General features: G+C 64.6%; 16 protein-coding genes and 1 pseudogene. 11 read left to right on the forward strand and 6 right to left on the reverse strand.

The annotated features are described in order from the left end of the window. Window positions 1–376: 376 nt before the first annotated feature. Window positions 377–622 (forward strand): hypothetical protein, encoded by a 246-nt coding sequence (locus QP802_RS06310; protein WP_256041982.1) that lies wholly within the window; start codon window positions 377–379, stop codon window positions 620–622. A 501-nt stretch (window positions 623–1123) separates the two neighbouring features. On the opposite strand, the gene QP802_RS06315 is transcribed toward QP802_RS06310, so the two are convergent. Continuing rightward, a complete protein-coding gene (locus tag QP802_RS06315) occupies window positions 1124–2947 on the reverse strand; it encodes a phosphoenolpyruvate carboxykinase (GTP) (RefSeq protein ID WP_083290995.1) in 1824 nt (607 codons plus the stop codon). A gap of 329 nt (window positions 2948–3276) precedes the next feature. Here QP802_RS06315 and trmB point away from each other — a divergent pair, with 329 nt between their 5' ends. The 4 genes from trmB to QP802_RS06335 are packed head-to-tail and all read left to right on the forward strand — an operon-like array spanning window position 3277 to window position 8032. Then, a complete protein-coding gene (gene trmB / locus QP802_RS06320; protein WP_284817968.1) occupies window positions 3277–4038 on the forward strand; it encodes a tRNA (guanosine(46)-N7)-methyltransferase TrmB in 762 nt (253 codons plus the stop codon). A 3-nt stretch (window positions 4039–4041) separates the two neighbouring features. Continuing rightward, window positions 4042–4722, forward strand: coding sequence for an NYN domain-containing protein (locus tag QP802_RS06325; protein ID WP_284817905.1), 681 nt, complete (start codon window positions 4042–4044; stop codon window positions 4720–4722). A gap of 9 nt (window positions 4723–4731) precedes the next feature. Then, window positions 4732–7050 carry an MMPL family transporter gene (locus QP802_RS06330; protein WP_284817907.1) on the forward strand — a complete coding sequence of 773 codons (2319 nt, stop codon included), beginning with the start codon at window positions 4732–4734 and terminating at the stop codon, window positions 7048–7050. Beyond that, window positions 7034–8032, forward strand: a complete 999-nt coding sequence (locus QP802_RS06335) for a lysylphosphatidylglycerol synthase transmembrane domain-containing protein (RefSeq protein WP_284817909.1) — start codon at window positions 7034–7036, stop codon at window positions 8030–8032. The genes QP802_RS06330 and QP802_RS06335 overlap by 17 nt, the downstream gene beginning before the upstream one ends. Window positions 8033–8306: 274 nt before the next feature. On the opposite strand, the pseudogene QP802_RS06340 reads toward QP802_RS06335, so the two are convergent. The 3 genes and pseudogenes from QP802_RS06340 to QP802_RS06350 form a co-directional block, all read right to left on the reverse strand. Further along, a pseudogene (locus QP802_RS06340) lies at window positions 8307–8521 on the reverse strand (cytochrome c biogenesis protein CcdA); the annotation flags it as partial. An 88-nt stretch (window positions 8522–8609) separates the two neighbouring features. Then, on the reverse strand, window positions 8610–10085 hold the full coding sequence (locus tag QP802_RS06345) for a multicopper oxidase family protein (protein ID WP_284817911.1): 1476 nt from the start codon (window positions 10083–10085) through the stop codon (window positions 8610–8612). 71 nt (window positions 10086–10156) lie between these two features. Next, complete coding sequence (locus QP802_RS06350; protein WP_284817913.1) at window positions 10157–10732, reverse strand: CueP family metal-binding protein; 576 nt, start codon at window positions 10730–10732, stop codon at window positions 10157–10159. Window positions 10733–11135: 403 nt separating this feature from the next. Between QP802_RS06350 and QP802_RS06355 the strand changes: the two genes are divergently transcribed. From QP802_RS06355 to QP802_RS06380, 6 genes are all read left to right on the forward strand, one after another. Further along, window positions 11136–11858: a response regulator transcription factor gene (locus QP802_RS06355; RefSeq protein WP_070479640.1), complete on the forward strand. Its 723-nt coding sequence runs from the start codon at window positions 11136–11138 to the stop codon at window positions 11856–11858. Next, a complete protein-coding gene (locus tag QP802_RS06360; protein WP_070479642.1) occupies window positions 11855–12982 on the forward strand; it encodes a sensor histidine kinase in 1128 nt (375 codons plus the stop codon). Before QP802_RS06355 ends, QP802_RS06360 begins: the two co-directional genes overlap by 4 nt. A 113-nt stretch (window positions 12983–13095) precedes the next feature. Then, window positions 13096–13422: a heavy-metal-associated domain-containing protein gene (locus QP802_RS06365; protein ID WP_284817916.1), complete on the forward strand. Its 327-nt coding sequence runs from the start codon at window positions 13096–13098 to the stop codon at window positions 13420–13422. A gap of 51 nt (window positions 13423–13473) precedes the next feature. Beyond that, entirely contained in the window at window positions 13474–15696 is a 2223-nt protein-coding gene (locus QP802_RS06370) for a copper-translocating P-type ATPase (protein WP_284817918.1), read from the forward strand. 27 nt (window positions 15697–15723) lie between these two features. Beyond that, entirely contained in the window at window positions 15724–16107 is a 384-nt protein-coding gene (locus QP802_RS06375; RefSeq protein ID WP_284817920.1) for a DUF305 domain-containing protein, read from the forward strand. Window positions 16108–16117: 10 nt separating this feature from the next. Continuing rightward, the gene (locus QP802_RS06380; RefSeq protein WP_284817922.1) at window positions 16118–16462 is read left to right on the forward strand and encodes a DUF3054 domain-containing protein; all 345 of its coding nucleotides are present in this window, start codon (window positions 16118–16120) and stop codon (window positions 16460–16462) included. Between the two features lie 132 nt (window positions 16463–16594). On the opposite strand, the gene QP802_RS06385 is transcribed toward QP802_RS06380, so the two are convergent. Together QP802_RS06385 and pks13 are read right to left on the reverse strand one after the other, a co-directional pair. After that, entirely contained in the window at window positions 16595–18139 is a 1545-nt protein-coding gene (locus QP802_RS06385; protein WP_071573006.1) for an acyl-CoA carboxylase subunit beta, read from the reverse strand. Then, a complete protein-coding gene (gene pks13, locus QP802_RS06390) occupies window positions 18129–22805 on the reverse strand; it encodes a polyketide synthase Pks13 (RefSeq protein WP_284817924.1) in 4677 nt (1558 codons plus the stop codon). The genes QP802_RS06385 and pks13 overlap by 11 nt, the downstream gene beginning before the upstream one ends. Between the last annotated feature and the right edge of the window lie 25 nt (window positions 22806–22830).

The following is a 22830-nucleotide window of genomic DNA, read 5'->3' on the forward strand; positions in this document are numbered from 1 at the left end:
GACGTTGAAAGATAGCCAAGCTAGTGGGTGCGTCATATCGCGTGGTTATCGCCAGGCCAAGGCCTGCGGTTAAAGTGCTCGGCGCCATTGTGATGTTTTACTCGTTGAACGCATTAGTGCTATTCATCGGGCCCGGTGTCGGTGTGCGGAAATGCGGCATGCTCTTCACCGTGACGGAATCGATATCGATCGTGAGCAAACTGCACGGTTGATGCGACAGGCCGACGTTTCTGGCAAAAGCAAAAGCAGATCACAATCCGTAAGCCTGATGCGCCTCCTCTTCGCCAGAACTGGGTGGAGCGTGAATTCAAACCCAGGACCCGAACAATCTGTGGGTGGCTGACATTACGTATGCACGACGAAGAAAAGCTCGTGTATGTCGCGTTTGCCATTGGCGTTTATTCTCGACGGATCGTTGGATAGGCGCTATCAGATTCCATGCACACCGAAGTTTTACCGCTGCAAGCTCAGCCAGACGATCGCGTCTGCTGAAGAAACAACAGGTCTCAGTCACCACCCGGATCACGGGTCGCAGTATCTGGGCGTTGTCTACAACGAGCGACTCGCCCAGCACAGGTTCGCTGCTTCCACCGGAACTGTTGGTGACACCTATGACAATTGACAATGCTCTTGCTGTAATTGTGAACAGTTCCTACAAGAACGAGCTGATCCATACTCGCAGGTGAAATGATGCTGTCGAGGGAAATCGCGATGTTCGAATGGGCGTCATTGCGGAACGAGACAAAGCTCCACCAAAGCTTGAGATACCGGAACCTGGTCGAGGTGGAAACCGAATTTTGGAAGCAGATCCCTCCACTGGCAATAGAAATTAAGGCAAAACCTAGGAACAAAACCCGGTGCACTTCTGTCGCAGAGTATGCGCTCAAGAATCAACGCCCTGCTGCTAACACCACGCAAAGCAAAGCTCTGAACAGGCAATCGGCAGATTGCACAGCGACTGAATTACGCGGAAATCACTATCACAAAGAAAGTATCGGCCCTACTGCGTACCCACCGAATGCAGAACAGAGCGGAGCTGGCAGCTCTGGCGAGTAAGTTCACATAAGTAAAGGCCCGCCACACGGCGGGCCTTTCATCTCAGCGGATTACTTACGCCAGAAGCTTACTTGGCGGCGTTGACGCGCTCCTCGAGCTTGTCCAGCTGCTCGAAGATTTCCTTCGGAACGCGGTCGCCGAGGCCAGCGAAGTACTCGCGGGCATCTGCGACGTCGCCCTCCCACAGCTTCGGATCCGGGTAGAGGGCTTCCTTGACGTCCTCGATTGGCTCGTCGAGGCCCTCCAGGTCCAGGTCTTCCGCGCGGGCGGTGTAGCCGACCACGGTCTCGTCTGCGCCGACGCGGCCTTCGATGCGGTCCACGATCCACTTCAGTACGCGGGAGTTCTCGCCGAAGCCTGGCCACAGGTAGCGGCCGTCCTCGCCGCGGCGGAACCAGTTCACCAGGAAGATCGCCGGCATGCGGTCGCCGCCTTCGCGGCCCATGTCGATCCAGTGCTGGAAGTAGTCACCGACGTTGTAGCCGATGAACGGCAGCATGGCCATCGGGTCGTGGCGCAGGGAGCCGACCTTCGCCTCTGCGGAGGCTGCGGTTTGGCCGGAGGAGAGCATCGCACCGATCATGGTGCCGTGCTCCCAGTCGTGCGCCTGGGTGACCAGCGGCACGGTGTCCGGGCGGCGTCCGCCGAAGAGGATGGCGTCGACCTTGACGCCCTTCCAGTCGTCGTACTCCGGTGCTGCGGTTGGGCACTGTGCGATCGGGGTGCAGTAGCGGGAGTTCGGGTGGGCGGCCTTCTCGCCGGACTCTGGGGTCCAGTCGTTGCCGTGCCAGTCCACGAGGTGTGCTGGGGCGTCGCCGTCCATGCCTTCCCACCAGACGTCGCCGTCGTCGGTGAGGCCGACGTTCGTGAACAGGGTGTTGCCCGGCTCCATCGTCTTCATGGCGATTGGGTTGGACTTGTAGTTCGTGCCAGGTGCAACACCGAAGAAGCCGTTTTCTGGGTTGACGGCATAGAGGCCGTCCTCACGCAGGTGCATCCAGGCGATGTCGTCGCCGACAACCTCGGAGGTCCAGCCCTCGAGCGACGGCGTGAGCATTGCCAGGTTGGTCTTGCCACATGCGGACGGGAACGCGCCGGTGATGTGGTAGACCTTGCCCTCTGGGGAGGTGAGCTTCAGGATGAGCATGTGCTCAGCCATCCAGCCCTCTTCCTTCGCCATGACGGAGGCGATACGCAGGGCGAAGCACTTCTTTGCCAGGATTGCGTTGCCGCCGTAGCCGGAGCCGTAGGACCAGATTTCCTTGGTCTCTGGGAACTGGGAGATGTACTTCGTCTCGTTGCACGGCCACGCGACGTCTTCCTGGCCTGGCTCGAGCGGCGCGCCGACGGAGTGCAGGCACGGCACGAACTTGTCGCCCTCAATCTTGTCCAGTGCCTCCTGGCCCATGCGGGTCATCACACGCATGGACATGACCACGTATGCGGAGTCGGTGAGCTGAACGCCCAGCTTCGGGTCTGGGTCGCTGATTGGGCCCATGCAGAACGGCACAACGTACATGGTGCGGCCCTTCATGGAGCCGCTGAAGTGCTCGCGCATCTCAGCCTTGAGCTCGGCTGGGTCGCGCCAGTTGTTGGTTGGGCCTGCGCCGTCTTCGTCTTCGGTGGCGATGAAGGTGCGAGACTCAACACGTGCGACGTCGGAAGGGTTCGAACGTGCAAGGAAGGAGTTCGGGCGCTTCTCCTCGTTGAGCTTGATCAGCGTGCCCTTCTCCACCAGCTCGGCTGCGAGGCGGTCCCACTCTTCCTGGGATCCGTCCGCGAAAACCACCTTGTCCGGGTCAAAGAGGTCGACAGCGTCGTTGATCCAAGCAATGAGCTGCTCATTGTCGGTTGGTACGTTGCCTTCGATGCGCTTCACGGCAGTGGTCATAATCTCTCCTGGTCAAAATAGACAAACCTCTAGGTCCCAAGCCTATCGAAATCGCGGTTACGCTGGTCCGTCTCCAGCTTTTCGACGCCCACCCCGGTCATAACCAGTGACATACTTCATAGATACGACCAAGAGTGAGCATGTAAATGTGCCCCGAAAAGGGGTGTGCCCGAACGGTGAGACGTCAATAAATATAGGCCGTACGCAGCGAAAACAACATTCCACGACTGCGCAAACCCGAAAACAAACGTGACCGGACCCACATTCACCCCATTTTGGGGGCAAATGGGGGAATTGCATTTCAATCCACCGTGTGGACAATGAACACGATGAACATGTCTGAGAATTCACGCCCTGGCATGGGCGAACTGCCCCACGGGCGGCCCCCGCAAACTGAATTTGATACCGGCCTGGACTACCCGCGCCTCGGCTCGGTGACGTTCCGCCGCGGCACGCTGACGGACAACCAGGAGGCGCTCTTCGAGGAGCACTGGCCGCGCCTGGGGCAGATGCTCAGCGATACCCCCATCGACGTCGACGAGTGGTTCGGTCGCACGGGCCACCCGACGATCCTCGAAATCGGCTCAGGCACCGGCACCTCCACCGCCGCGATGGCACCGCTGGAGGCGGACACCAACGTGATTGCCGTCGAGCTGTACAAGCCCGGCCTGGCGAAGCTGCTCGGCTCCGTGGTGCGCGGCGAGATCGACAACATCCGCATGGTGCGCGGCGACGGCGTCGAGGTCCTGGCCCGCATGTTCGGCGAGGAAAGCCTCGACGGCGTGCGCATCTTCTTCCCCGACCCGTGGCCGAAGGCCCGCCACCACAAGCGCCGCATTATCCAGTCGGGCACGCTGAACCTCATCGCAACGCGCCTCAAGCCAGGCGGCGTGCTGCACGTAGCCACCGACCACGCCGACTACGCCGAGTGGATCGACGAACTCGTCAACGTGGAACCCATGCTGGAATACAAGGGTTGGCCGTGGCCAGAGGCGCCGTTGCTGACAGACCGACAGGTCATCACTAAATTCGAGGGGAAAGGGTTGGAAAAAGACCACACGATCCGCGAATACCTCTGGGAGAAGAAGTAAACCATGCAGGACCTGCAGGACAAGACGCACCCCTACATGCCAGGGGCCGAACCCGGCCCCGACACCTACTTGCTCGTCTGGGACGCACCGAACCTTGACATGGGGCTCGGCGCGATCCTCGGCGGGCGGCCCTCCGGGTCGCAGCGGCCGCGTTTCGACGCCCTCGGCCACTGGCTGATCGGGCTCGCGGCGAAGGCCTCGCAGGACACCGGCTCCACCATCGAGCCGGAAGCCACCGTGTTTACCAACGTCGCCGCCCACAACGCAGAATCGGTCCGCCCGTGGGTGGACGCGCTGCGCAACGTGGGTTTCGCGGTCTTCGCAAAACCGAAGACTGCTGAGGATTCGGACGTTGACCAGGACATGCTCACCCACATTCGCCGCCGCCTCGACGAGGGCGTGCTGCGCGGCGTCGTCGTCGCGTCTGCCGACGGCCAAAACTTCCAGGAGCCGCTCGAACAGCTCGCGGAGGACGGCCTGCCCGTGACCGTCATCGGGTTCCACGAGCACGCCGCGTGGGCCGTCGACTCCCCGCTGCTGCGCTTCGTGGACCTCGAGGACATCCCGAACGTATTCCTGGAGCCGCTGCCGCGCATCAACCTGGAATCCCTGCCGGACGGCGGCGCATGGCTGCAGCCGTTCCGCCCGCTGACCTCGTTGCTGCACAACACCAAGGAAAAGTAGGAGCTGGCCGTGTTTTACAGGTGGGGACATTTCGCGTACCGGCAGCGCAAAGTACTGCCGATTATGGTCATCGCGGTAATCGTGGTGCTGCAGGTGCTCTTCGGCTCCAAGCTGGGCGAACGCCTCTCGCAGGAAGGCTGGGAGGACCCGCGCGCGGACTCCACCACAGCTGCCACCATCGAGAACGACACCTTCGGTCGCGACAACGCCGGTGATGTCATCCTGCTCGTCCGCGCCCCACAAGGCGTAGCCGACCCCGCCGTATTCAACGAGGCCAACCGGCAAATCGAGGCCTTAAAAACCCAGTTCCCGGACCAGATCGACCACATCACCAGCTACTTCTCCGCGCCGAACCAGCAGCAGATCACCGAGGACGGCACCGCCGCCTTCGCCGCGATCGGCCTGGCCGGCGACGGCGAACAGACGCTGAAAGACTTCCGCACCATCCAACCCGCGCTCAACGACATCACGTTGCCCGGCGACGCCACCGTGCAGATCGCCGGCGCCACCGCCGTCGCCGACGCGCTGGACACCGGCATGGCCAACGACATCGCCCGCGCCGAAAAAGTCGGCCTGGTGTTCGTAGCCATCATCCTGCTGTTCGTCTTCGGTGGCGTGATCGCCGCGGCAATGCCGCTGATCGTCGGCATCCTGTCCATCATCGGCTCCCTGTCACTGCTGTCCATCCTGGCGCAGTTCCAACAGGTCAACATCTTCTCCCAGTCGATTATTACGCTGCTCGGCCTGGGCCTGGCCATCGACTACGGCCTGTTCATGGTCTCCCGCTTCCGCGAAGAACTCGACCGCGGCGTCAGCACCGAAGAGGCCGTCGCCGCCACCACAACCACCGCCGGCAAGACCGTGTTCTTCTCCGCGCTGATGGTCGGGGTGGCGCTGTCCGGCCTGCTCATGTTCCCGCAGGCCTTCCTCAAGTCCGTGGCCTACGGCGCAATTAGCGCCGTGATGCTCGCCGCGGTCATCTCCGTGACCATGCTGCCGGCGCTGTTCGGCATGCTCGGGCCGAACATCGATAAGTGGTCGGTGCGGCGCACGTCGCGAAGGGGGCGTCGAATAGAAGACACCTTGTGGTACCGGCTTCCGGCGTGGGCGATGCGCAACTCCAAGAAAGTAGTCGTCGGCGCGACGGGCGCGCTGCTGCTGCTCACCGTGCCAATGGTCGGCATCACCTTCGGCGGCATCAACGAAAGCTACCTGCCGCCCAACCAGGAGACACGGCAGGCGCAGGACGCCTTCAACGAAGAGTTCCCCGCGTTCCGCACCGACCCGATCAAGCTCGTGGTCACCAACGCGACCAACGAACAGCTCGTGGACGTGGTCCTGCAGTCCCGTGAAGTCACCGGCCTAGCCAAGCCGCTGTCCCCGTCCCAGGCGACGAAGGACGGCACCACGGTGCTCTCCGCGCCGCTGGCGGACCGCAACGGCGGCCAAGCAGTCGTGGACCAGCTGCGCGCTATCAAGGCGCCAGAGGGCGTCGGCGTCTACATCGCGGGCACCCCTGCCATGGAAGTCGAATCCATCGAGGCGCTGCTCGAGCGGCTGCCCTGGATGGCGCTCTACATGGTGCTGGCCACGTTCCTACTCATGGCGCTGTTGTTCGGATCGCTAATCCTGCCGGCGAAAGCCGTCATCATGAACGTGCTCGGCATCGGCGCCACCCTCGGGTTCCTCACGCTCGTCTTCGTTGACGGCGTCGGCTCCGACCTGCTCAACTTCACCCCAGGCCCACTGATGAGCCCGGTGCTGGTGCTCATCATCGCGATCCTCTACGGCCTATCCACCGACTACGAAGTCTTCCTGGTCTCCCGCATGGTTGAGGCCCGCCACAACCGCGCCACCACCGACCAGTCCATCAAGTACGGCACCGCGCACACCGGCGGCATCATCACCGCGGCCGCCGCCATCATGATCGTGGTCGCCGCAGCCTTCGCCATGAGCGACATCGTCATGATGAAGTACATCGCGTTCGGCATGATCGTCTCCCTGGCCCTCGACGCCACCATCATCCGCCTGCTCATCGTGCCGTCCGTCATGCACCTGCTGCGCGAGGACAACTGGTGGGCACCACGCTGGGTCAAGCGCGCCTACCACAGCCTCGGCGAAGGCTCCAGCTCCATCCCACTTATCGACGCCCCCTCCGACCCCACCCACACCCCCGTCGACGAAGCGATCGCCCTCGACCCGTCCCCCGCCCGCGCGGGCCGGACCGTCAACGAAAACGCCAACCTGGTCCCCTTTACGGAACTGATGCAGGAACTCGAAGCCCGCCGGGCCCTCGAGCAGCTCAAGAAGCGTGAACTTGAACGCTAAGTGGCTGCGCTGGACAGCACCCGTCGTCATCCTGATTGTCGGCCTGGTGCTGTTTCGCGACCGCCTCCCCTTCCTCGGCGAAGCCTGGACCACGCTACGCCGCGTCCACCCGCTGCCGCTGATCGGGGCCGTCGCCACCGCCTTTGGCGCCATCGCCGCCATGGCCGCCGTGATGCTCGTGCTCCTGAACATCGAGGGGCGCATCGCCGACCTACGTAATTGCATCAACATCACGCTCGCCTCCAACGCCTGGTCCACCACCGTCCCCGGCGGCCCGGCGCTCTCCGCGTGGCTGACCTTCCGCGTCCACCAGTCCTGGGGCGCGACCACCGGCCTGTGTGCCTGGTTCTTCGTCGTCTCCGGCGCGCTATCCACGGTCTGGATGGCGCTCATCGGCATCAGCGCCGTCGTGTTCATGGGTGCCCGCCTCTCCGTGTGGGCCCTGGCAGGATCGCTCGCGGGGACCGCGGCCGTGGTCGGTGGCCTCTACTGGGCCACCCGCAACCCCGCCGTACTGAAACGCTGGCTGCGCTTCCTGCCCGCCCGCGTCGCCACCAAAGCCAGCGGAGTTGTCGACCAAGTCGCCGCCATCCAAATATCACGCCGCCGCTTCACCGCAGCCGCCGCGTTCTCCCTGCTCAACCAGATCCTCGACCTGGCCGTGCTCTACTTCTGCGCTTGGTCCGTCCTGGGCGCCGCCCCAGGTTTCAACCCCGGCCTCAACCAAACCTCCGCGATGGGCATCACCCTCGCGTTCATCATGACCAAACTCGCCGGCGCCGCCCAGGTCACGCCCGGCGGCGTGGGCACCGTGGAGGCCATCCTCGCCGGCTCCCTGGTCACCGTCGGCCTCACTCTTGTCGACGCCACCGCCGTCACCGTCCTCTACCGACTCATCTCCTTCGCCCTCATCACCGCCATCGGCTGGGTCGTCCACACGGCGGAGTACGCCGGGCGCGGCTACATGCTGGGCAAGGCGTGAGGTCGGCCCTGGCCTGGCCTGGTCTGTCCCGGTCTGGCCCGGTCTGGCCCGGTCGCCCCGAAAAAGTTCCCCGGATCACGGTGAGCTCGGGACCTTTCTTCGTAGACATACGTCGCCACCTGGGAAAACGTGAGTGCTGGTCGACCGGAACCGGCTTCAGGCCCAAAATGGTTCCCCGGCCCGGGAACTTCCTTCCGTTGAACTCGTGAACGCCCCAGGTCACGCGGTGCAACACCGGGTAGGAAGGACACAGCGATGACGGTAGTCGTACTGAAGTGGCCAGCACAAAGACTATGGTGAAGCCGAGAATGAACAACCCGGCCGCACCCGCTACCGCCCACTGGCATATGGTGACCACCGTGCCCCCTCAGCGTCGTAGTCGGCCTCCCCGCCGACCACACTGGCCAGATACGACATATACCCGGGTACCAGGGGTACGACGCACGGGGAGGCGAACGAGATCAGACCGGCAGCTGCCGCAGCCAGGATGCCGAAACACCGAGGAAGATCATCGTGCTGCCCGGTGGGTGGTCTGCAGCGACTCTGCCTACCTCGGCACTCAACCCTGCTGTGGGCGTTACTCGTAGCGAAGCGAGCTGAACATCCCGGTTTCCATGTGGTAGGCGTTATGGCAGTGAAATGCCCACTCACCGGGGTTGTCAGCGATCAGGTCGGCGATCATGGTTTCACCGTGGCGGAGAAGGACGGTGTCCTTGCGTAGCCCGCCGCTGCCGGGCAGCGCCCACGTGTGGCCGTGGATGTGCATGGGATGGGGCATCATGGTCCTGTTGCGCATGACCATCCGCAGGCGCTGGCCCTCCTGCACGGTCGCGGAGGACGATTGGCCGTCGGTGAGAATGCTCCATTCATACGGCATCATCTGCCCGCCCAGGTCGATGCCAACTTCTCGGTCTGGTGTGCCCTCGGGCAGGAGTGCACGGTCTGCAGGCTTCAGAGAGGACAGGAGCAGTCCGGTGGACGACAACTCGGGGAAGTCGACATCGGGGCGGGGGGCCTGGCCGCCGGCGGTGCGGATGACGGCGAAGGCGCGGTCGTCCTTACCCACCGCCAAAGCCGTGAGCGGGAAGACGCCGTCGCCGAGGATGACCTCGACGTCGACACGCTCGCCCATCGACAGGTAGATCGATTCGGTCTCCCTGGGCTGGACAGGGAAGCCGTCGGTGTGGGTGACGGTCATGCGGTGACCACCGAGGGCCACCTTGAAGATGGTGTCACCGCCGGAGTTGATAAACCGCAGGCGGGCCTTATCGCCCGGGCGAGCCTCGAAGGTTCGGTGAGCGCGGGGGATACGTCCGTTGATGAGGTAGTGCGGATACATCACATCGCCGGCATCGCCGCCCAGAACCGGGTCCGGGGTGCCGTGCATCATATGGCCGTGACCTCCCATCCCTTTCTTCCCGTTATGGTCGCCCGAACCCATTCCGGTGAGCTTATCGAGCTCATCGTCGGGAGTGCCCTGAATACCATCGACCCAGTCGTCGAGCACGATGGTCCACTCGACGTCCTGGTCCTCAGTGTCTTGCGGGTCACGGATGATCAGTGGGGCGTGGAGGCCGCGATCAAGCTGCAGGCCGGTGTGGGAATGGTAGAAATAGGTGCCACCGTGGGGGACTTCAAAGACATAGGAGAAAGACTCGCCAGGTTCAATGGGGTCCTGGGTCATGCCGGGCACACCGTCGGCTGCGTTGTGGAGTGCGATGCCATGCCAGTGGATGGAGGTGCTCTCAGGCAATTCATTGGTGATATCGACCTGGAGGACGTCGCCGGCGGTGGCCTCAATGGCCGCATCCCCGGTGTCAGAGACGTATCCCCACGTCTTGGCTTCGATGCCGCCGATATCCAGGGAGAGGGGCCGGGCGGTCAGTGTCCGCCGCACCGTCGGCTCACCGAGCGCAGTGGGAGTGGGTCGAAGGGGGGAACCTGGTGCCGAGGCAGCGGGTCCAGGGTCGCTGGTGCAGGCGGCCACGGCCCCGGTGCCGGCGAGGACGAGCCCGCCGAGCAGAAACTGTCGTCGGGAAAACGCGTTCGTCATGATTTAACCTTCCTGGTGTAAGAATTCAGTGACACGGAGAGATAGGTGCAGGTGAGGGGCCTGCTGAGCCATTACGTCAGGCGCAGGTCTGTGACACAGGTGGCACCGTCGTCGGTGGTGGAAAACTCCGTGGTACCGGTACGCCCCTGGTAGCTGACCTCAATCAGGCCGGTGACATCATCGGGAAGCCAGAAGCCAATAAACCCGTTGTCGAAGGTGGTTGTCTCCTCGTCCACCAGCACCTCACCGGTCGCCTCATCGGTGATCTTGACCTGGATATCCTCATTGCTGAGTTCCCCCACGCAGGTCGTGAGGCTGTGGTAGAAGCAGTCGTGGGTGGATGTGAGATAGGGTGCGATCGAGACATACGTCTGATTGTCGGGAAGATCGACCACGACTTCCTGGTCACCGCTCGAGAGCAGCAGTTCATCGGGACGCACTGAGGCGATCAGATCCGTGGGGCGCTCAGTGACCTTCTGCCGGTCGAGGTGATCAATGATCTCCACCGCGTCCATGTCAGCCAGGCCATGGGTAGTCAGGAATGTATCTTGGGACACCGTCCCGTCGGCCGTGGGTTCCGGGTCGGCGGTCGAACACCCCGTGAGGGCGAGGGCAAGGGCGGCGGCTGCGATCGCTGCTCGTTTCACGTCAATCTCCTTGGATCGTGGTAACACTGTGAGAAGACACCGCCTCAAGGTCGGTGTCATACCGTTATCTTGCACGGGTGCCTGACGGAGTAGAAATCAAAAACCCTGCTCACAGCCTTATAACAGAGCGAAAAGGGGGTGAATTCAGTGGGCTGGGTCACCACCGGGACACCACCCCACAGCCGTGGGCGATGTCCTTCTACCCGCCCCGGGTATGCGGTGCGGGCAGTGAAATCCCTGGTGACGCCTGCTGAACCGACCAGGGGAGGCGATGCCGCCGGCCCGGGATGGGGCACAGGGGTGACGGCGATCGAAGGGTGATGTTTGAAGATTTGATGAAGATTCCCCGCTGGGCACTGAGTGAAGGTGGTATTCCCCCCTGGCTGGCGCGATACTAGGGTCTATGGCTGACCACACACCGACCACCACCACGCCCCCGGGGCGGGTGCTGGTCGTCGATGATGAACAACCCCTGGCTCAGATGGTGGCCTCCTACCTCATCCGGGCAGGCTTCGATACCCACCAGGCGCACACCGGCACCCAGGCCGTGGACGAGGCTCGTCGCTTTTCCCCCGATGTTGTGGTGCTGGATCTGGGGCTGCCCGAACTCGACGGCCTGGAGGTATGCCGACGGATCCGCACCTTCTCGGACTGCTACATCCTCATGCTCACCGCGCGTGGCAGCGAGGACGACAAGATCAGCGGTTTGACCCTGGGGGCGGATGACTACATCACCAAACCTTTTAGCATCCGGGAACTGGTGACCCGGGTGCATGCGGTGCTGCGCCGCCCGCGCACCAGCACCACCCCACCGCAGGTGACCACCCCCTTGATCGTTGGTGACCTCATCCTTGACCCCGTCGCCCATCAGGTGCGGGTGGGGGAGACGACCGTGGAGCTCACCCGCACGGAGTTCGAACTGCTGGTTGCCCTGGCCCTGCGCCCCGGCCAGGCGCTGACCCGCCACGACCTGGTCACCGAGGTCTGGGACACCACCTGGGTCGGTGATGAACGCATCGTCGATGTCCACATCGGCAACTTGCGTCGCAAGCTCGGCACCGACACCCGAGGCCGGGGGTTTATCGACACCGTGCGCGGCGTGGGCTACCGGATGGGGCAGCCATGAATCACGGACCCGGCCTGACCTTCCGCTTCCTGGCCGCCCAGGTGTTGGTCGTGGTGATTAGCCTGCTGGTGGCCACGGCCGTGGCCACGACGGTGGGCCCGACCCTGTTCCATGATCATATGTTGATGGCCGGCCGGGAGGACCCCTCGCTGGAGCTGTTCCATGCCGAGCAGGCCTACCGGGACGCCAACCTGATCACCCTGGCCGTCGCCCTGCCCACTGCCTTGATCAGCGCCCTACTGGCCAGCCTGTGGTTATCGCGTCGTCTGCGCACCCCCCTGCAGGATCTCACCCGCGCCGCTACCAGCCTAGCGGCCGGTAACTCCCGTACCCGCGTGCCCGCCGGAGAAGCAGGCCCCGAGGTCGCCACCCTGGCGCATGCCTTCAACACCATGGCCGACCGGCTGGAACACACCGAACAGGTCCGCCGCCAGATGCTCTCTGATCTGGCCCACGAAATGGGCACCCCCTTATCGGTGCTCACGGTCTACCTCGATGGTCTCCAGGACGGGGTCGTGGACTGGAATAATGCCAACCACACGATCATGGCTGACCAACTCACCCGCCTGACCCGGTTGATGGAAGACATTGACGATGTCTCCCGGGCCCAGGAACACCGGATCGATTTGGACCTGGTGGAGGAAGGGCTCGGGGATCTGCTCCATACCGCCGCTGCTGCCGCGGGGGAAGCTTATGCTGACAAAGGCGTCGATTTACAGGTCGAGACCATTACGGACACCGCCCGGGTGCTCGTGGACCGGCAACGCTTCGGCCAGGTGATGAGCAATCTCCTGTCCAACGCGCTACGGCACACCCCGGCCGGCGGGCAGGTCCGGATCAGCGTTCAGCGCCAGGGGGCGTCCACCGCGCTCATCCACGTCGCCGATGACGGCGAGGGAATCCCACCTAGCCAGCTCGGACACATCTTCGAACGCTTCTACCGGGGGGATGCCGCTCGCAGCCGGGACAACGGCGGGTCCGGTATCGGTCTGACCATCTCCAAGGCCTTGATCGAGGCCCACGGCGGCACTCTCACCGCCACCTCCCCCGGACCTGGTCGCGGAGCGGTGTTTACCCTCCGCCTCCCGCTGTCCCCTCCCGACAGTGAGGAGGCTGCTCGGTGACCACACCCTGCCTCGCGTGAGGGCCGTGCCCTCCACCCCTCGAAAATATACCGCAGGGGATATGCGTTAGAGCGTAGCATCGTCGCATCCCACCGACCCGAAGGAGCTTTCCCATGATCACGTCCCCGCCCCGCCTCTTGCCGATGGCCTCCCACGGCTGCAGCTGTTGCGGACCTGCCTCACGTGCCGACACCGTCTCCATCCCTGCCGCCAGCGACTCGTCAGCAGGAGGATCCTCCCCTAGCTACCAGGTCACCGGTCTGACCTGCGGGCACTGCGCGAAAAGCGTGGCCCAGGCCCTTCAAGCCCTCCCCCAGGTCGACGACGTCCAGATCGATCTCGCTGCTGGTGGTGTCTCCACCGTCACGGTCACCGGTGTCGTACCTCCGGAGATGGTTCGCCGGACCATCGAGGAGGCCGGCTACGCCGTCTTATCCTGATCAGTTTTACCCATAATCTCGACCCCGACCGGGTTGAGCGAAAGGAACGTCATGAACACTCCCAACCATTCCGGTGATCACCCCGCTCCGGAAACAGACCACACCTACCACCCGGATCATGCCAGCCACGAACACCACGCAGATGCCGACACCCACGGCCATGCGATGCCCCACGATCACCCGCACTCCGCCCTGGACGAAGACCACCACGTTCATGGTCACGGCGAACACGCCGGACACAGCACCGCAATGTTTCGGGACCGCTTCTGGTGGTCGTTGATTCTGTCCATTCCCGTCGTTATTTTCAGCCCCATGGTCGCCCAACTGCTCGGCTACCACCTCCCGGCATTCCCTGGATCCACCTGGATCCCCCCGGTGCTGGGCACGATCATCTTCGTCTACGGCGGAACGCCTTTCCTTAAGGGCGGATGGAATGAACTGAAATCCCGCCAACCCGGGATGATGCTCCTGATCGCCATGGCCATCACCGTGGCGTTTGTCGCCTCCTGGGTCACCACTCTGGGGCTGGGCGGTTTTGACCTGGACTTCTGGTGGGAGCTGGCCCTGCTGGTGACCATCATGCTGCTGGGCCACTGGCTGGAGATGCGCGCTCTCGGGGCAGCGTCCTCCGCGCTTGACGCGCTGGCTGCCCTGTTGCCGGATGAAGCCGAGAAAGTCACCGACGGGACCACCCGCACCGTGGCCATCTCCGAGCTGGTCGTCGACGACGTCGTGCTGGTGAGGGCCGGTGCCCGGGTGCCGGCCGACGGAACCATCATCGACGGAGCCGCCGAATTCGATGAGGCGATGATCACCGGCGAATCCCGTCCCGTCTTCCGCGACACCGGTGACAAGGTGGTCGCCGGTACCGTGGCCACCGACAACACCGTCCGCATCCGGGTGGAGGCTACCGGCGGGGACACCGCTCTGGCCGGGATCCAACGCATGGTTGCCGACGCCCAGGAGTCCTCCTCTCGGGCCCAGGCCCTGGCGGATCGGGCGGCGGCATTGTTGTTCTGGTTCGCGCTGATCTCCGCTCTGATCACCGCGGTGGTGTGGACCATCATCGGCAGCCCGGACGATGCTGTGGTGCGCACGGTCACGGTGCTGGTCATCGCCTGCCCGCATGCCTTGGGCCTGGCGATTCCGCTGGTCATTGCGATCTCCAGCGAGCGGGCCGCGAAATCCGGGGTGCTCATCAAGGACCGGATGGCGCTCGAGCGGATGCGCACCATCGACGTGGTACTCTTCGACAAAACCGGCACCCTGACCGAGGGTGCGCACGCGGTCACCGATGTCGCGGCAGCTGTCGGCGTCACCGAGGGCGAGCTGCTGGCCCTGGCCGCCGCCGCGGAGGCCGACAGCGAGCACCCCGTGGCCCGCGCCATCGTGGAGGCCGCGGCCGCCCATCCCGAGGCGTCCCGTCGGCAAATCCGTGCAACTGGTTTCAGCGCCGCCTCCGGCCGGGGGGTCCGGGCCACTGTCGATGGCGCTGAGATCCTCGTGGGCGGGCCGAACATGCTGCGCGAGTTCAACCTCACCACCCCGGCCGAGCTCACCGACACCACCAGCGCCTGGACCGAGCGTGGGGCTGGTGTGCTCCATATTGTCCGCGACGGTCAGATCATCGGTGCGGTGGCCGTCGAGGACAAGATCCGCCCTGAATCCCGCGCCGCCGTGAAAGCCCTGCAGGACCGCGGGGTGAAGGTTGCGATGATCACCGGCGACGCCCAGCAGGTGGCCCACGCGGTCGGTCACGACTTAGGCATTGATGAGGTCTTCGCCGAGGTCCTGCCCCAGGACAAAGACACCAAGGTCATGCAGCTGCAGGACCGGGGTTTGAGCGTGGCCATGGTCGGTGACGGTGTCAATGACGCCCCCGCTCTGACTCGCGCGGAGGTCGGTATCGCCATCGGTGCCGGCACGGATGTGGCCATGGAATCTGCCGGGGTGGTCCTAGCCAGTGATGACCCGCGGGCAGTGCTGTCGATGATTGAGCTCTCCCAGGCCAGCTACCGCAAGATGATCCAGAACCTGATCTGGGCCTCTGGCTACAACATCCTCGCCGTGCCGCTGGCCGCCGGCGTGCTCGCACCGATCGGGTTCGTGTTGTCCCCGGCCGTGGGTGCGATCTTAATGTCCGCCTCGACCATCGTGGTGGCCCTGAACGCCCAGCTGTTGCGCCGTATCGATCTGGATCCGGCTCACCTGGCGCCGACCGAGTCGAAGGAGGAACACACCACGCCTACTCCGGCATCCACCGCCGTCCACTGATCCACCACTTCTCTCCACTGCCTCCATATGGCCCTGAAAGACCCCACCATGAGGCGCACCCCTGTTCTTTCCGCTCTCGCCGTGGCCTCCACCCTGGCGCTAGCCGCCTGCGGTGAGGCCCCCGAGTCAGGCAACACCGATACCACCACCTCGGCCACCAACACTGCGACGACTGAGGCGGACGGGGAGATCTCCGCCGATCACGACGACACGGACATCGTGTTTGCCCGGATGATGATCCCCCATCACCAGCAGGCCGTGGAGATCGGGAGGATTACTACAATCCTATTGCTTCACTTTGCGGTTTTACCGGGGGCGGTAGGCAGGAAACGCAAATCTGTTCACAAATTCGCTAAGCGGGTTTTGTGGCACCTACCAGCGACCTACCGACGCAACCAGGCACCGGGTTAGACTGTCTGACATGATTAAAAAACCGTACGCAATTGCTGCTGACTACGTTGCCATCGCCGCGTTCGCGCTGCTCGCGCGCATCGCGCACCAGACCGAAGACATGCCGCTGAACTTCTTCGGCTGGTTGGAAACCTTCCTGCCGTTCGCGGTCGGGCTGGGGTTGGCGTGGCTGGCCACCCGCAAAGACAAGGGGTGGCTGATTTGGCTCATCACGATCGTGGTGGGCCTGATCATTTGGGGCTTCTACCGCCACAAGCTGCCGCACTACTCGTTCGTCATCGTGGCGAGCAGCATGTCGGCGCTGCTCATGCTGGGATGGCGCGGTGCAGTGAAACTGATTCTGAAGCGGCGTTAGCTCGACAGCCAACCCATGTTGGCGAGGAAGTCGCCGCCCTGGAGGGCGTAGATCATCCACACGAGGTGGTTGATGATGTCTCCGGCGATGTCGAGTGCTGAGGAAAGCATGAAATTCTTCTCCTTATGTGTTTTAGAGGGGACTGATGGTGTGCTTCTTCGGCAGGTCTTGCTCTTGTTTGGTGGCAAGTTGGCGAAGGGCGCGTCGTAACGAGATGCGGGTTTGGGACGGCTCGATCATTGAGTCGATGAACCCGCGTTCGGCTGCGACGTATGGGGAGGTCATGGTTTCGTCGTAGAAGTCCATAAACATCTTCTTCATCGCTTCGCGCTGGACGGGGTCCTCGATGGCGGCGAGCTGCTTGCCCTGGATCATCACCACGGCAGCAGAGGAGCCCATGACGGCGATTTGCGCGGTCGGCCAGGCGAGGTTGATGTCGCCGGTGAGGTTCTTGGACCCCATGACGGCGTAGGCGCCGCCGTACGCCTTGCGCACGATGAGGGTGACCTTCGGCACGGTGGCCTCCACGACGGCGAACGCCAGCTTGGCGCCGCGGTGGATGAGGCCTTCGCGCTCCTGGTCGACGCCGGGCAGGTAGCCGGGCGTGTCCACGACGAAGACGAGGGGGATGTTGTAGGCGTCGCAGGTGCGGATGAAGCGCGCGCCCTTGTCGGCGGCGTCGGCGTCGATGCACCCGGCCTGGTACATGGGGTTGTTGGCGACAAAGCCGACGGTGCGGCCGTCGATACGGCCGAAGGCGCAGATGAGGTTCTCGGCGTAGCCGGCTTGGATTTCGACGAGGTCCTCGTCGTCGCCGAGCTGCACGAGGAGGTCCATCATGTCGTAGCCGGCGTTGGTGTCGTCGGGCATGAAGGTGTCGAGGGCGGAGTCGTCGAGGTCGTCGTCCTCGGGGGCCCATTGGACGGGGGCTGGGTCGAAGGTGGACGTCGGCAGGTGAGCGAGGAGGTCGCGGACGTAGTCGAAGGCTTCTTCTTCGGAGCTGACGACGGCCTGGATGTTGCCGGATTGTTCCTGGACGCGGGCGCCGCCGAGTTCGGCGGAGGTGATGTCTTCGCCGGTGACTTCACGGATGACGTTGGGGCCGGTGACGTACATTTCGGACTGGCCGTCGACGGCGACGACGAAGTCGGTGGTCACGGGCGCGTAGACGGCGCCGCCGGCGGATTTGCCCAGCATGATGGAGATCTGCGGGCTGCGGCCGGACAGCGGAAGCTGGCGGCGTGCGATCTCGGAGTACATGGCCAGGGAGGTCACGGCGTCCTGGATGCGGGCGCCGCCGGAGTCCTGGATGCCGATGACGGGGCAGCCGATCTTGATGGCGAACTCCATGACCTCGACGACCTTGCGGCCGAAGGTCACGCCGACGGAACCGCCGTAGACGGTTTTGTCGTGGGCGTAGACGGCGACGGGGCGGCCGTCAACACGCCCGTAGCCGGTGACGACACCGTCGGAGTAGACGGCTTTCTCGTCGCCGGGGGTGCGGGCCAGGGCGCCGATCTCAACGAAGGAGCCTTCGTCGAGAAGCGCGGCGATGCGCTGGCGCGGGGTGGTGTTCCCGGCGTCGTCGCGGCGCTTCCTGGAGCGTTCGGAACCGGGGTCCTGCGCTTTTTCTAGACGCGCACGCAGGTCAGCGAGCTTTTCTGCGCTAGTTGCCATTGTCAATCCATTCGTTCATGTGCTTGCCCACGATGCCTACCGCGGGCTCGTCAACTACTGCCAAATGGTCGCCCGGCAGGTGGACGATCGTCAAATCCTTCACGATAGCGCCCCAGCCGCCGTCCTCGTCAATGTGGGCGTAGGCCGGCTCGAGGGTGATCGCGCCGTCGTGCATGCGCTCGGCGCGGAACAGCAGCACCGGCACCTGCACGTCTGCCCAGCGGGCGAAGTCGAGGCGGTTGAGGATCTGATTATCGACGAAGGACGCGCGCTGGTGTTCCAGCACACCGGCGGCGAGCCCGTGCTCGGATGCATCGGTGGTGGCGAGGAATTCCGCCAGCATGTTGAGCACCGCGTCCTCCCCTGCTGTCTCCAGCAGGTCGAAGGGCACCGGGAAATCCAGCCCGTAGGTGTCCTTGGCAAACTTGGCGTAGCGCTCCCAGCGCGCCTTGGTCTCCTCCGGGGTGTCGGGGGCAGGCTCGGACGGCTGGGTGGTGTCCAGCAGCGCGATGAACGCGATGCGGTCGTTGCCCAGCTGGTGCGCCACCTCGTAGGCCAGTGCGCCGCCGAAGGACCAGCCAGCGAGCACGACCTTGCCCTCGGGGGCGATGCGGTTGATGTCTTCAACGTAGGCCGCGGCACGCTCTTCGAGGGTGCCCTCGAGTCGCTCGACGCCGTACACCGCGACGTCATCTTCTAGTCGACGAGCTAACGGCTGGTACACCGCACTGGACCCACCGGCCGGGTGGAACACGAACACGGGCGGCTTGGTGGTGTGCTCTGGTTGCTGCAGCACGCGGATGTTGCCCTCGACCTCGGTTTCGAGGCCCTCGCGCACGATGTCGGCGAGCGGCTCGAGCGTCTCGGCGTCCTTGACCTGCTCGGCGGTCACGGTGATGCCGGAGCGCTCGCTGAGGTGGTTGGCGATGGCTTCGGCCTGCGCGTCGTCGATGGCGGGCAGCTCGGAGGTCACGCCGGCTGCTGCGGTGCCGGTGAACTTCGCCCACGCGCCGAAGACCATGCGCTCGGAGGCGTCGCGGGGTGCGACGCCGACGCCCTGGGCGCCCTCCCCTTTCTCGGCGGGCTCAGTAACAGGCTCAGCTGCTTCGGACTGCACCCCGGCGACCGCGTCCTCGACGATGCGGATGACGTCGGCGACGGAGGCGTCGCGAAGCGTTTGGACCGGCAACGGCGGGATCTGGAAGTCGTTTTCTACGCGGTTCTTGATGCGCATGCCCATCAGGGAGTCCAGGCCGAGGTCGATGAGCGGTAGCTCGTCGGGGAGGTCCTCGGCGTCGTAGCCCATGGACTCGGACACGATGGAGCGCAAGCGCTGGGCGACGGACTCTCCAGAGTTCGGGTCCCAACGGATGGCGTCGACGTCGGCGAGCTCCTCCACGGCCGGCGCGGCGTCACCAGTAGCCTCAGCTATTGAGCCCTCTTCAACAGCACCGCCAAGGTCGAGCGCGGTAGCGAAGCCCTCCGCAAGCAGAGTGTCCTCGTGGAAGACTTTCACGCTTACCCCGCCGAGCGAGGTCGCCGCGATGGTGGTCACGTCGCCTTCGGCAGGCAACACGCCGTGATCCTCGTAGGCCACTACCCGGGAGCCGGGCAGGACTTCGGCGGCGACGGCGTCGATAATCTGGTGCGGGCTAAACAGCGTGTCCGCGGCCGTCGAGTACGCAACCTGACCCTCCGGCAGGCGCACCTTCGCGCCGAGCAGTGAGGTGTGCGCGGAGGCGGGGCGCGCGTCGGTCCAGAATTCGGAGCGCTTGAACTGGGTCAGTGGGGCATCGATACGCGGGCCGCGGCCGTAGAACGCAGTGAAGTCGACGGCGGCCCCTGTGACGTAGAGCTTCGCCGCGAGGTCCAGGATGGACTCCACCTCGTCGACCTTGCGCTTGCAGGTAAACAGCAGCTGCGCATCCGGCTTCCCCGAAGCGAACGCGGTGTTCATCAGACCCATGATCGCCACCGGGTTCGGCGCGACCTCCACGAGCGTGGTGTAGCCCTCGGCAAACGCGGTCTCGGTGGCCTGCTGGATGTAGACCGGCTGGCGCGTCATGCGCAGGAAGTATTCGTCGGTGTGCACAACCTGTCCCGGCTGGTACACCACACGCTCGTCGACGCTGCTCAGCAGCGGGATCCGCAGCGGGTGGGCCTCAATGCCGGCGATCTGCGCGGCCAAGTCACCCAGGATCGGGTCGAGCGCACTCGTGTGCCCGGCGCCACGCACGCGCATCAGTCGCGCGAACTTGCCTTCCTCTTCCAGCTTTTCGACGAGCCCCTTCACCGCACCGACGGGGCCGCCGACGGTGAGCATGCCGGGCCCGGCGAACACGGCCGCTTCAACACCCGTGCCCTCCAATTGATCGGCGCTCAATTCGACGACGGCCATGGCGCCCTCGTCGTCAGTGTCGGCGGTGAGCGCTTCGCCCTCACCCATCAGGCGAGCACGGTGGCACGCGATCACCATCGCGTCCTTCGCGCTGATGCCTCCGGAGGCGTAGCCCGCAGCGATCTCGCCCATGGACATGCCCATCACGGCTGCCGGGCGGATCCCGGCGGCGTCAAGCATGTCGGTCAGCGCGATCTGGTAGGCGGTCACCGCGACCTGGCCGGTCTCGGTATCGTAGGTCAGCCCGTCGTCCTCGATGATCTCGATGATGGACCAACCGGCCTCGAACTGGACGATTGAGTCCAGCTCACGCATCCGCTGCGCAAACAGCGGCGAAGATGCCATGAGCTGCTTCGCCATCTTGCGGTGCTGGGAGCCGAAGCCGGAGTACACAAACACCGGGCCGAGCGCGTTCGGCGAATCCGCCACGGCGATACCGGGGCCGACCTTGCCCTCGGCGACCTGGCGCAGCCGTTTGACGGCCTCCTCGGTCGTTGCGGCGGTAACCACCGCGGCGGAACGGCCATGGTTACGCAGCGCTAACGACCGCGCAAAAGGAATAAGGTCCGCGTCGGGGCGTCCCTCGAGCGCGTCGGCAAGCCCGGCTGCTGCGGTCTTGCGGCGCGAGGTCAGCAGGCCGCTGACGGGCAGGGCGGCCGTCGATACGCCGGTGAGCGCCTCGGGGCGCTGCGGTGCTGCTTCGTAGTCGGCGGGGTCGAACTCCTTGACCACGACGTGCGCGTTCGTGCCGCCAAAGCCGAAGCCGGAGACACCCGCCACGCGCTGGCCGGAGTACTGCGGCCACTCGCGCGGGTCCTCGACGACCTCAAGATTGTTGGCGTCGAAGTCGACGTAGCGGTTCGGGCCGGCGAAGTTCGCCATCGCAGGGATCGTGTCGCGCTGCAAGGCTTGGACGACCTTGATGAGTGCCGCCACGCCCGCGGCCGACTCCGAGTGGCCAATATTCGATTTCGCGGACCCAAGCAGCAGCGGCTGGCCAGCCTCGCGGCCGGTGCCGCAGACCTGCCCCAGCGCGGTCGCCTCGATCGGGTCGCCGAGGATGGTGCCGGTGCCGTGGGCCTCCACGAGGTCAACGGTGCGCGGGTCCACGCCCGCGTCGGCGTACGCCTGCTGCAACACGTCTACCTGGGCCTCCGGGTTCGGGGCGGTCAGGCCGTTGGAGTGGCCGTCCGAGTTGGTGGCGCTGCCCTTGATCACGGCGAGGATGTCGTCGCCGTCGGCGATGGCGTCCTCCACACGCTTGAGCACGATGAACCCGGCCGCTTCCGAGCGGACGATGCCGTCCGCGTCATCAGAGAATGCGTGGATCTTCCCGGAGGGCGAAATCACGCCCAGCTCCGAGAACATCAGGGAAGCAAACGGGTTGGCCAGGATGTTCACGCCGCCGGCGAGGGCGACGTCGGCTTCGCCCTCGCGAAGCGCGCGCACCGCGTGGTGCACCGACACCAGCGAGGAAGAGCAGGCCGTGTCCACGTTCATGGACGGGCCACGGAAATCGAAGGCGTAGGAGATCCGGTTCGGGATCACCGCGCTCGACGCGCCGGTCAGCGCGTACGGGTGTGCCTGCGCCGGGTCGGCGCCCATGAGCATGCCGTAGTCGTTATTCGAGGAGCCGACGAACACGCCCACGCGCTGCCCGCGCAGCGTGTCGGCGGGGATGTGGGCGTCCTCAAGCGCCTCCCAGGCGACCTCCAGCATGATGCGCTGCTGCGGATCGATATTCTTCGCCTCCAGCGGGGACAGGCCAAAGAACTCGTTGTCGAAGGCGGCGATGTCGTCGAGGTAGCCGCCGTCGGTGGCTTCCTCGCGCATCTTGGTGCGCAGGAACGGATCCGAGTTGTACTCGGACCAGCGGCCCTCCGGCAGCGGGCCGGTCGTGACCTCGCCTGCGGCGAGCAGCTCCCAGTACTCGTCCACGTTATTCGCGCCCGGGAACCGCCCCGCGGTGCCAACGATGGCGATGTCGTGACCCTTCGCCTCCACGTCGCGGCCGGTGGCGACGACGTTCGACGCCGCCGGGGCGTCAGCGGTCAGCGCGTGGGCCAAGGCTGCGACCGTCGGGTACTGGTAGGCCACGGTGGGGTCGATGCGTCGACCCAGCAGCTTCTCCAGCTCCCCGGAAAGCACCACTGCGTCGCGGGACGAAAGTCCGTAGGACTCAAACGGCGTGGTCGCGTCAACACTTTCCACACCTGTCGTCTCCGCAACCCACTGTTGCAGCCACTGGATCAATGCATTCTCACTCATAGCATCCAACCCTATCGGTCGTGCC

The organism is Corynebacterium sp. UMB10119B (genome assembly GCF_030228125.1).
Lineage (GTDB): Bacteria > Actinomycetota > Actinomycetes > Mycobacteriales > Mycobacteriaceae > Corynebacterium > Corynebacterium pseudogenitalium.

Coding starts and splice junctions, on each gene's coding strand:
- QP802_RS06385 (WP_071573006.1), bottom strand. CDS start 18,139: ATGGCAACTAGCGCAGAAAAGCTCGCTGACCTGCGTGCGCGTCTAGAA.
- QP802_RS06380 (WP_284817922.1), top strand. CDS start 16,118: ATGATTAAAAAACCGTACGCAATTGCTGCTGACTACGTTGCCATCGCC.
- QP802_RS06315 (WP_083290995.1), bottom strand. CDS start 2,947: ATGACCACTGCCGTGAAGCGCATCGAAGGCAACGTACCAACCGACAAT.
- QP802_RS06360 (WP_070479642.1), top strand. CDS start 11,855: ATGAATCACGGACCCGGCCTGACCTTCCGCTTCCTGGCCGCCCAGGTG.
- QP802_RS06365 (WP_284817916.1), top strand. CDS start 13,096: ATGATCACGTCCCCGCCCCGCCTCTTGCCGATGGCCTCCCACGGCTGC.
- QP802_RS06355 (WP_070479640.1), top strand. CDS start 11,136: ATGGCTGACCACACACCGACCACCACCACGCCCCCGGGGCGGGTGCTG.
- QP802_RS06370 (WP_284817918.1), top strand. CDS start 13,474: ATGAACACTCCCAACCATTCCGGTGATCACCCCGCTCCGGAAACAGAC.
- QP802_RS06375 (WP_284817920.1), top strand. CDS start 15,724: ATGGCCCTGAAAGACCCCACCATGAGGCGCACCCCTGTTCTTTCCGCT.
- QP802_RS06325 (WP_284817905.1), top strand. CDS start 4,042: ATGCAGGACCTGCAGGACAAGACGCACCCCTACATGCCAGGGGCCGAA.
- pks13 (WP_284817924.1), bottom strand. CDS start 22,805: ATGAGTGAGAATGCATTGATCCAGTGGCTGCAACAGTGGGTTGCGGAG.
- trmB (WP_284817968.1), top strand. CDS start 3,277: ATGAACATGTCTGAGAATTCACGCCCTGGCATGGGCGAACTGCCCCAC.
- QP802_RS06345 (WP_284817911.1), bottom strand. CDS start 10,085: ATGACGAACGCGTTTTCCCGACGACAGTTTCTGCTCGGCGGGCTCGTC.
- QP802_RS06310 (WP_256041982.1), top strand. CDS start 377: ATGTCGCGTTTGCCATTGGCGTTTATTCTCGACGGATCGTTGGATAGG.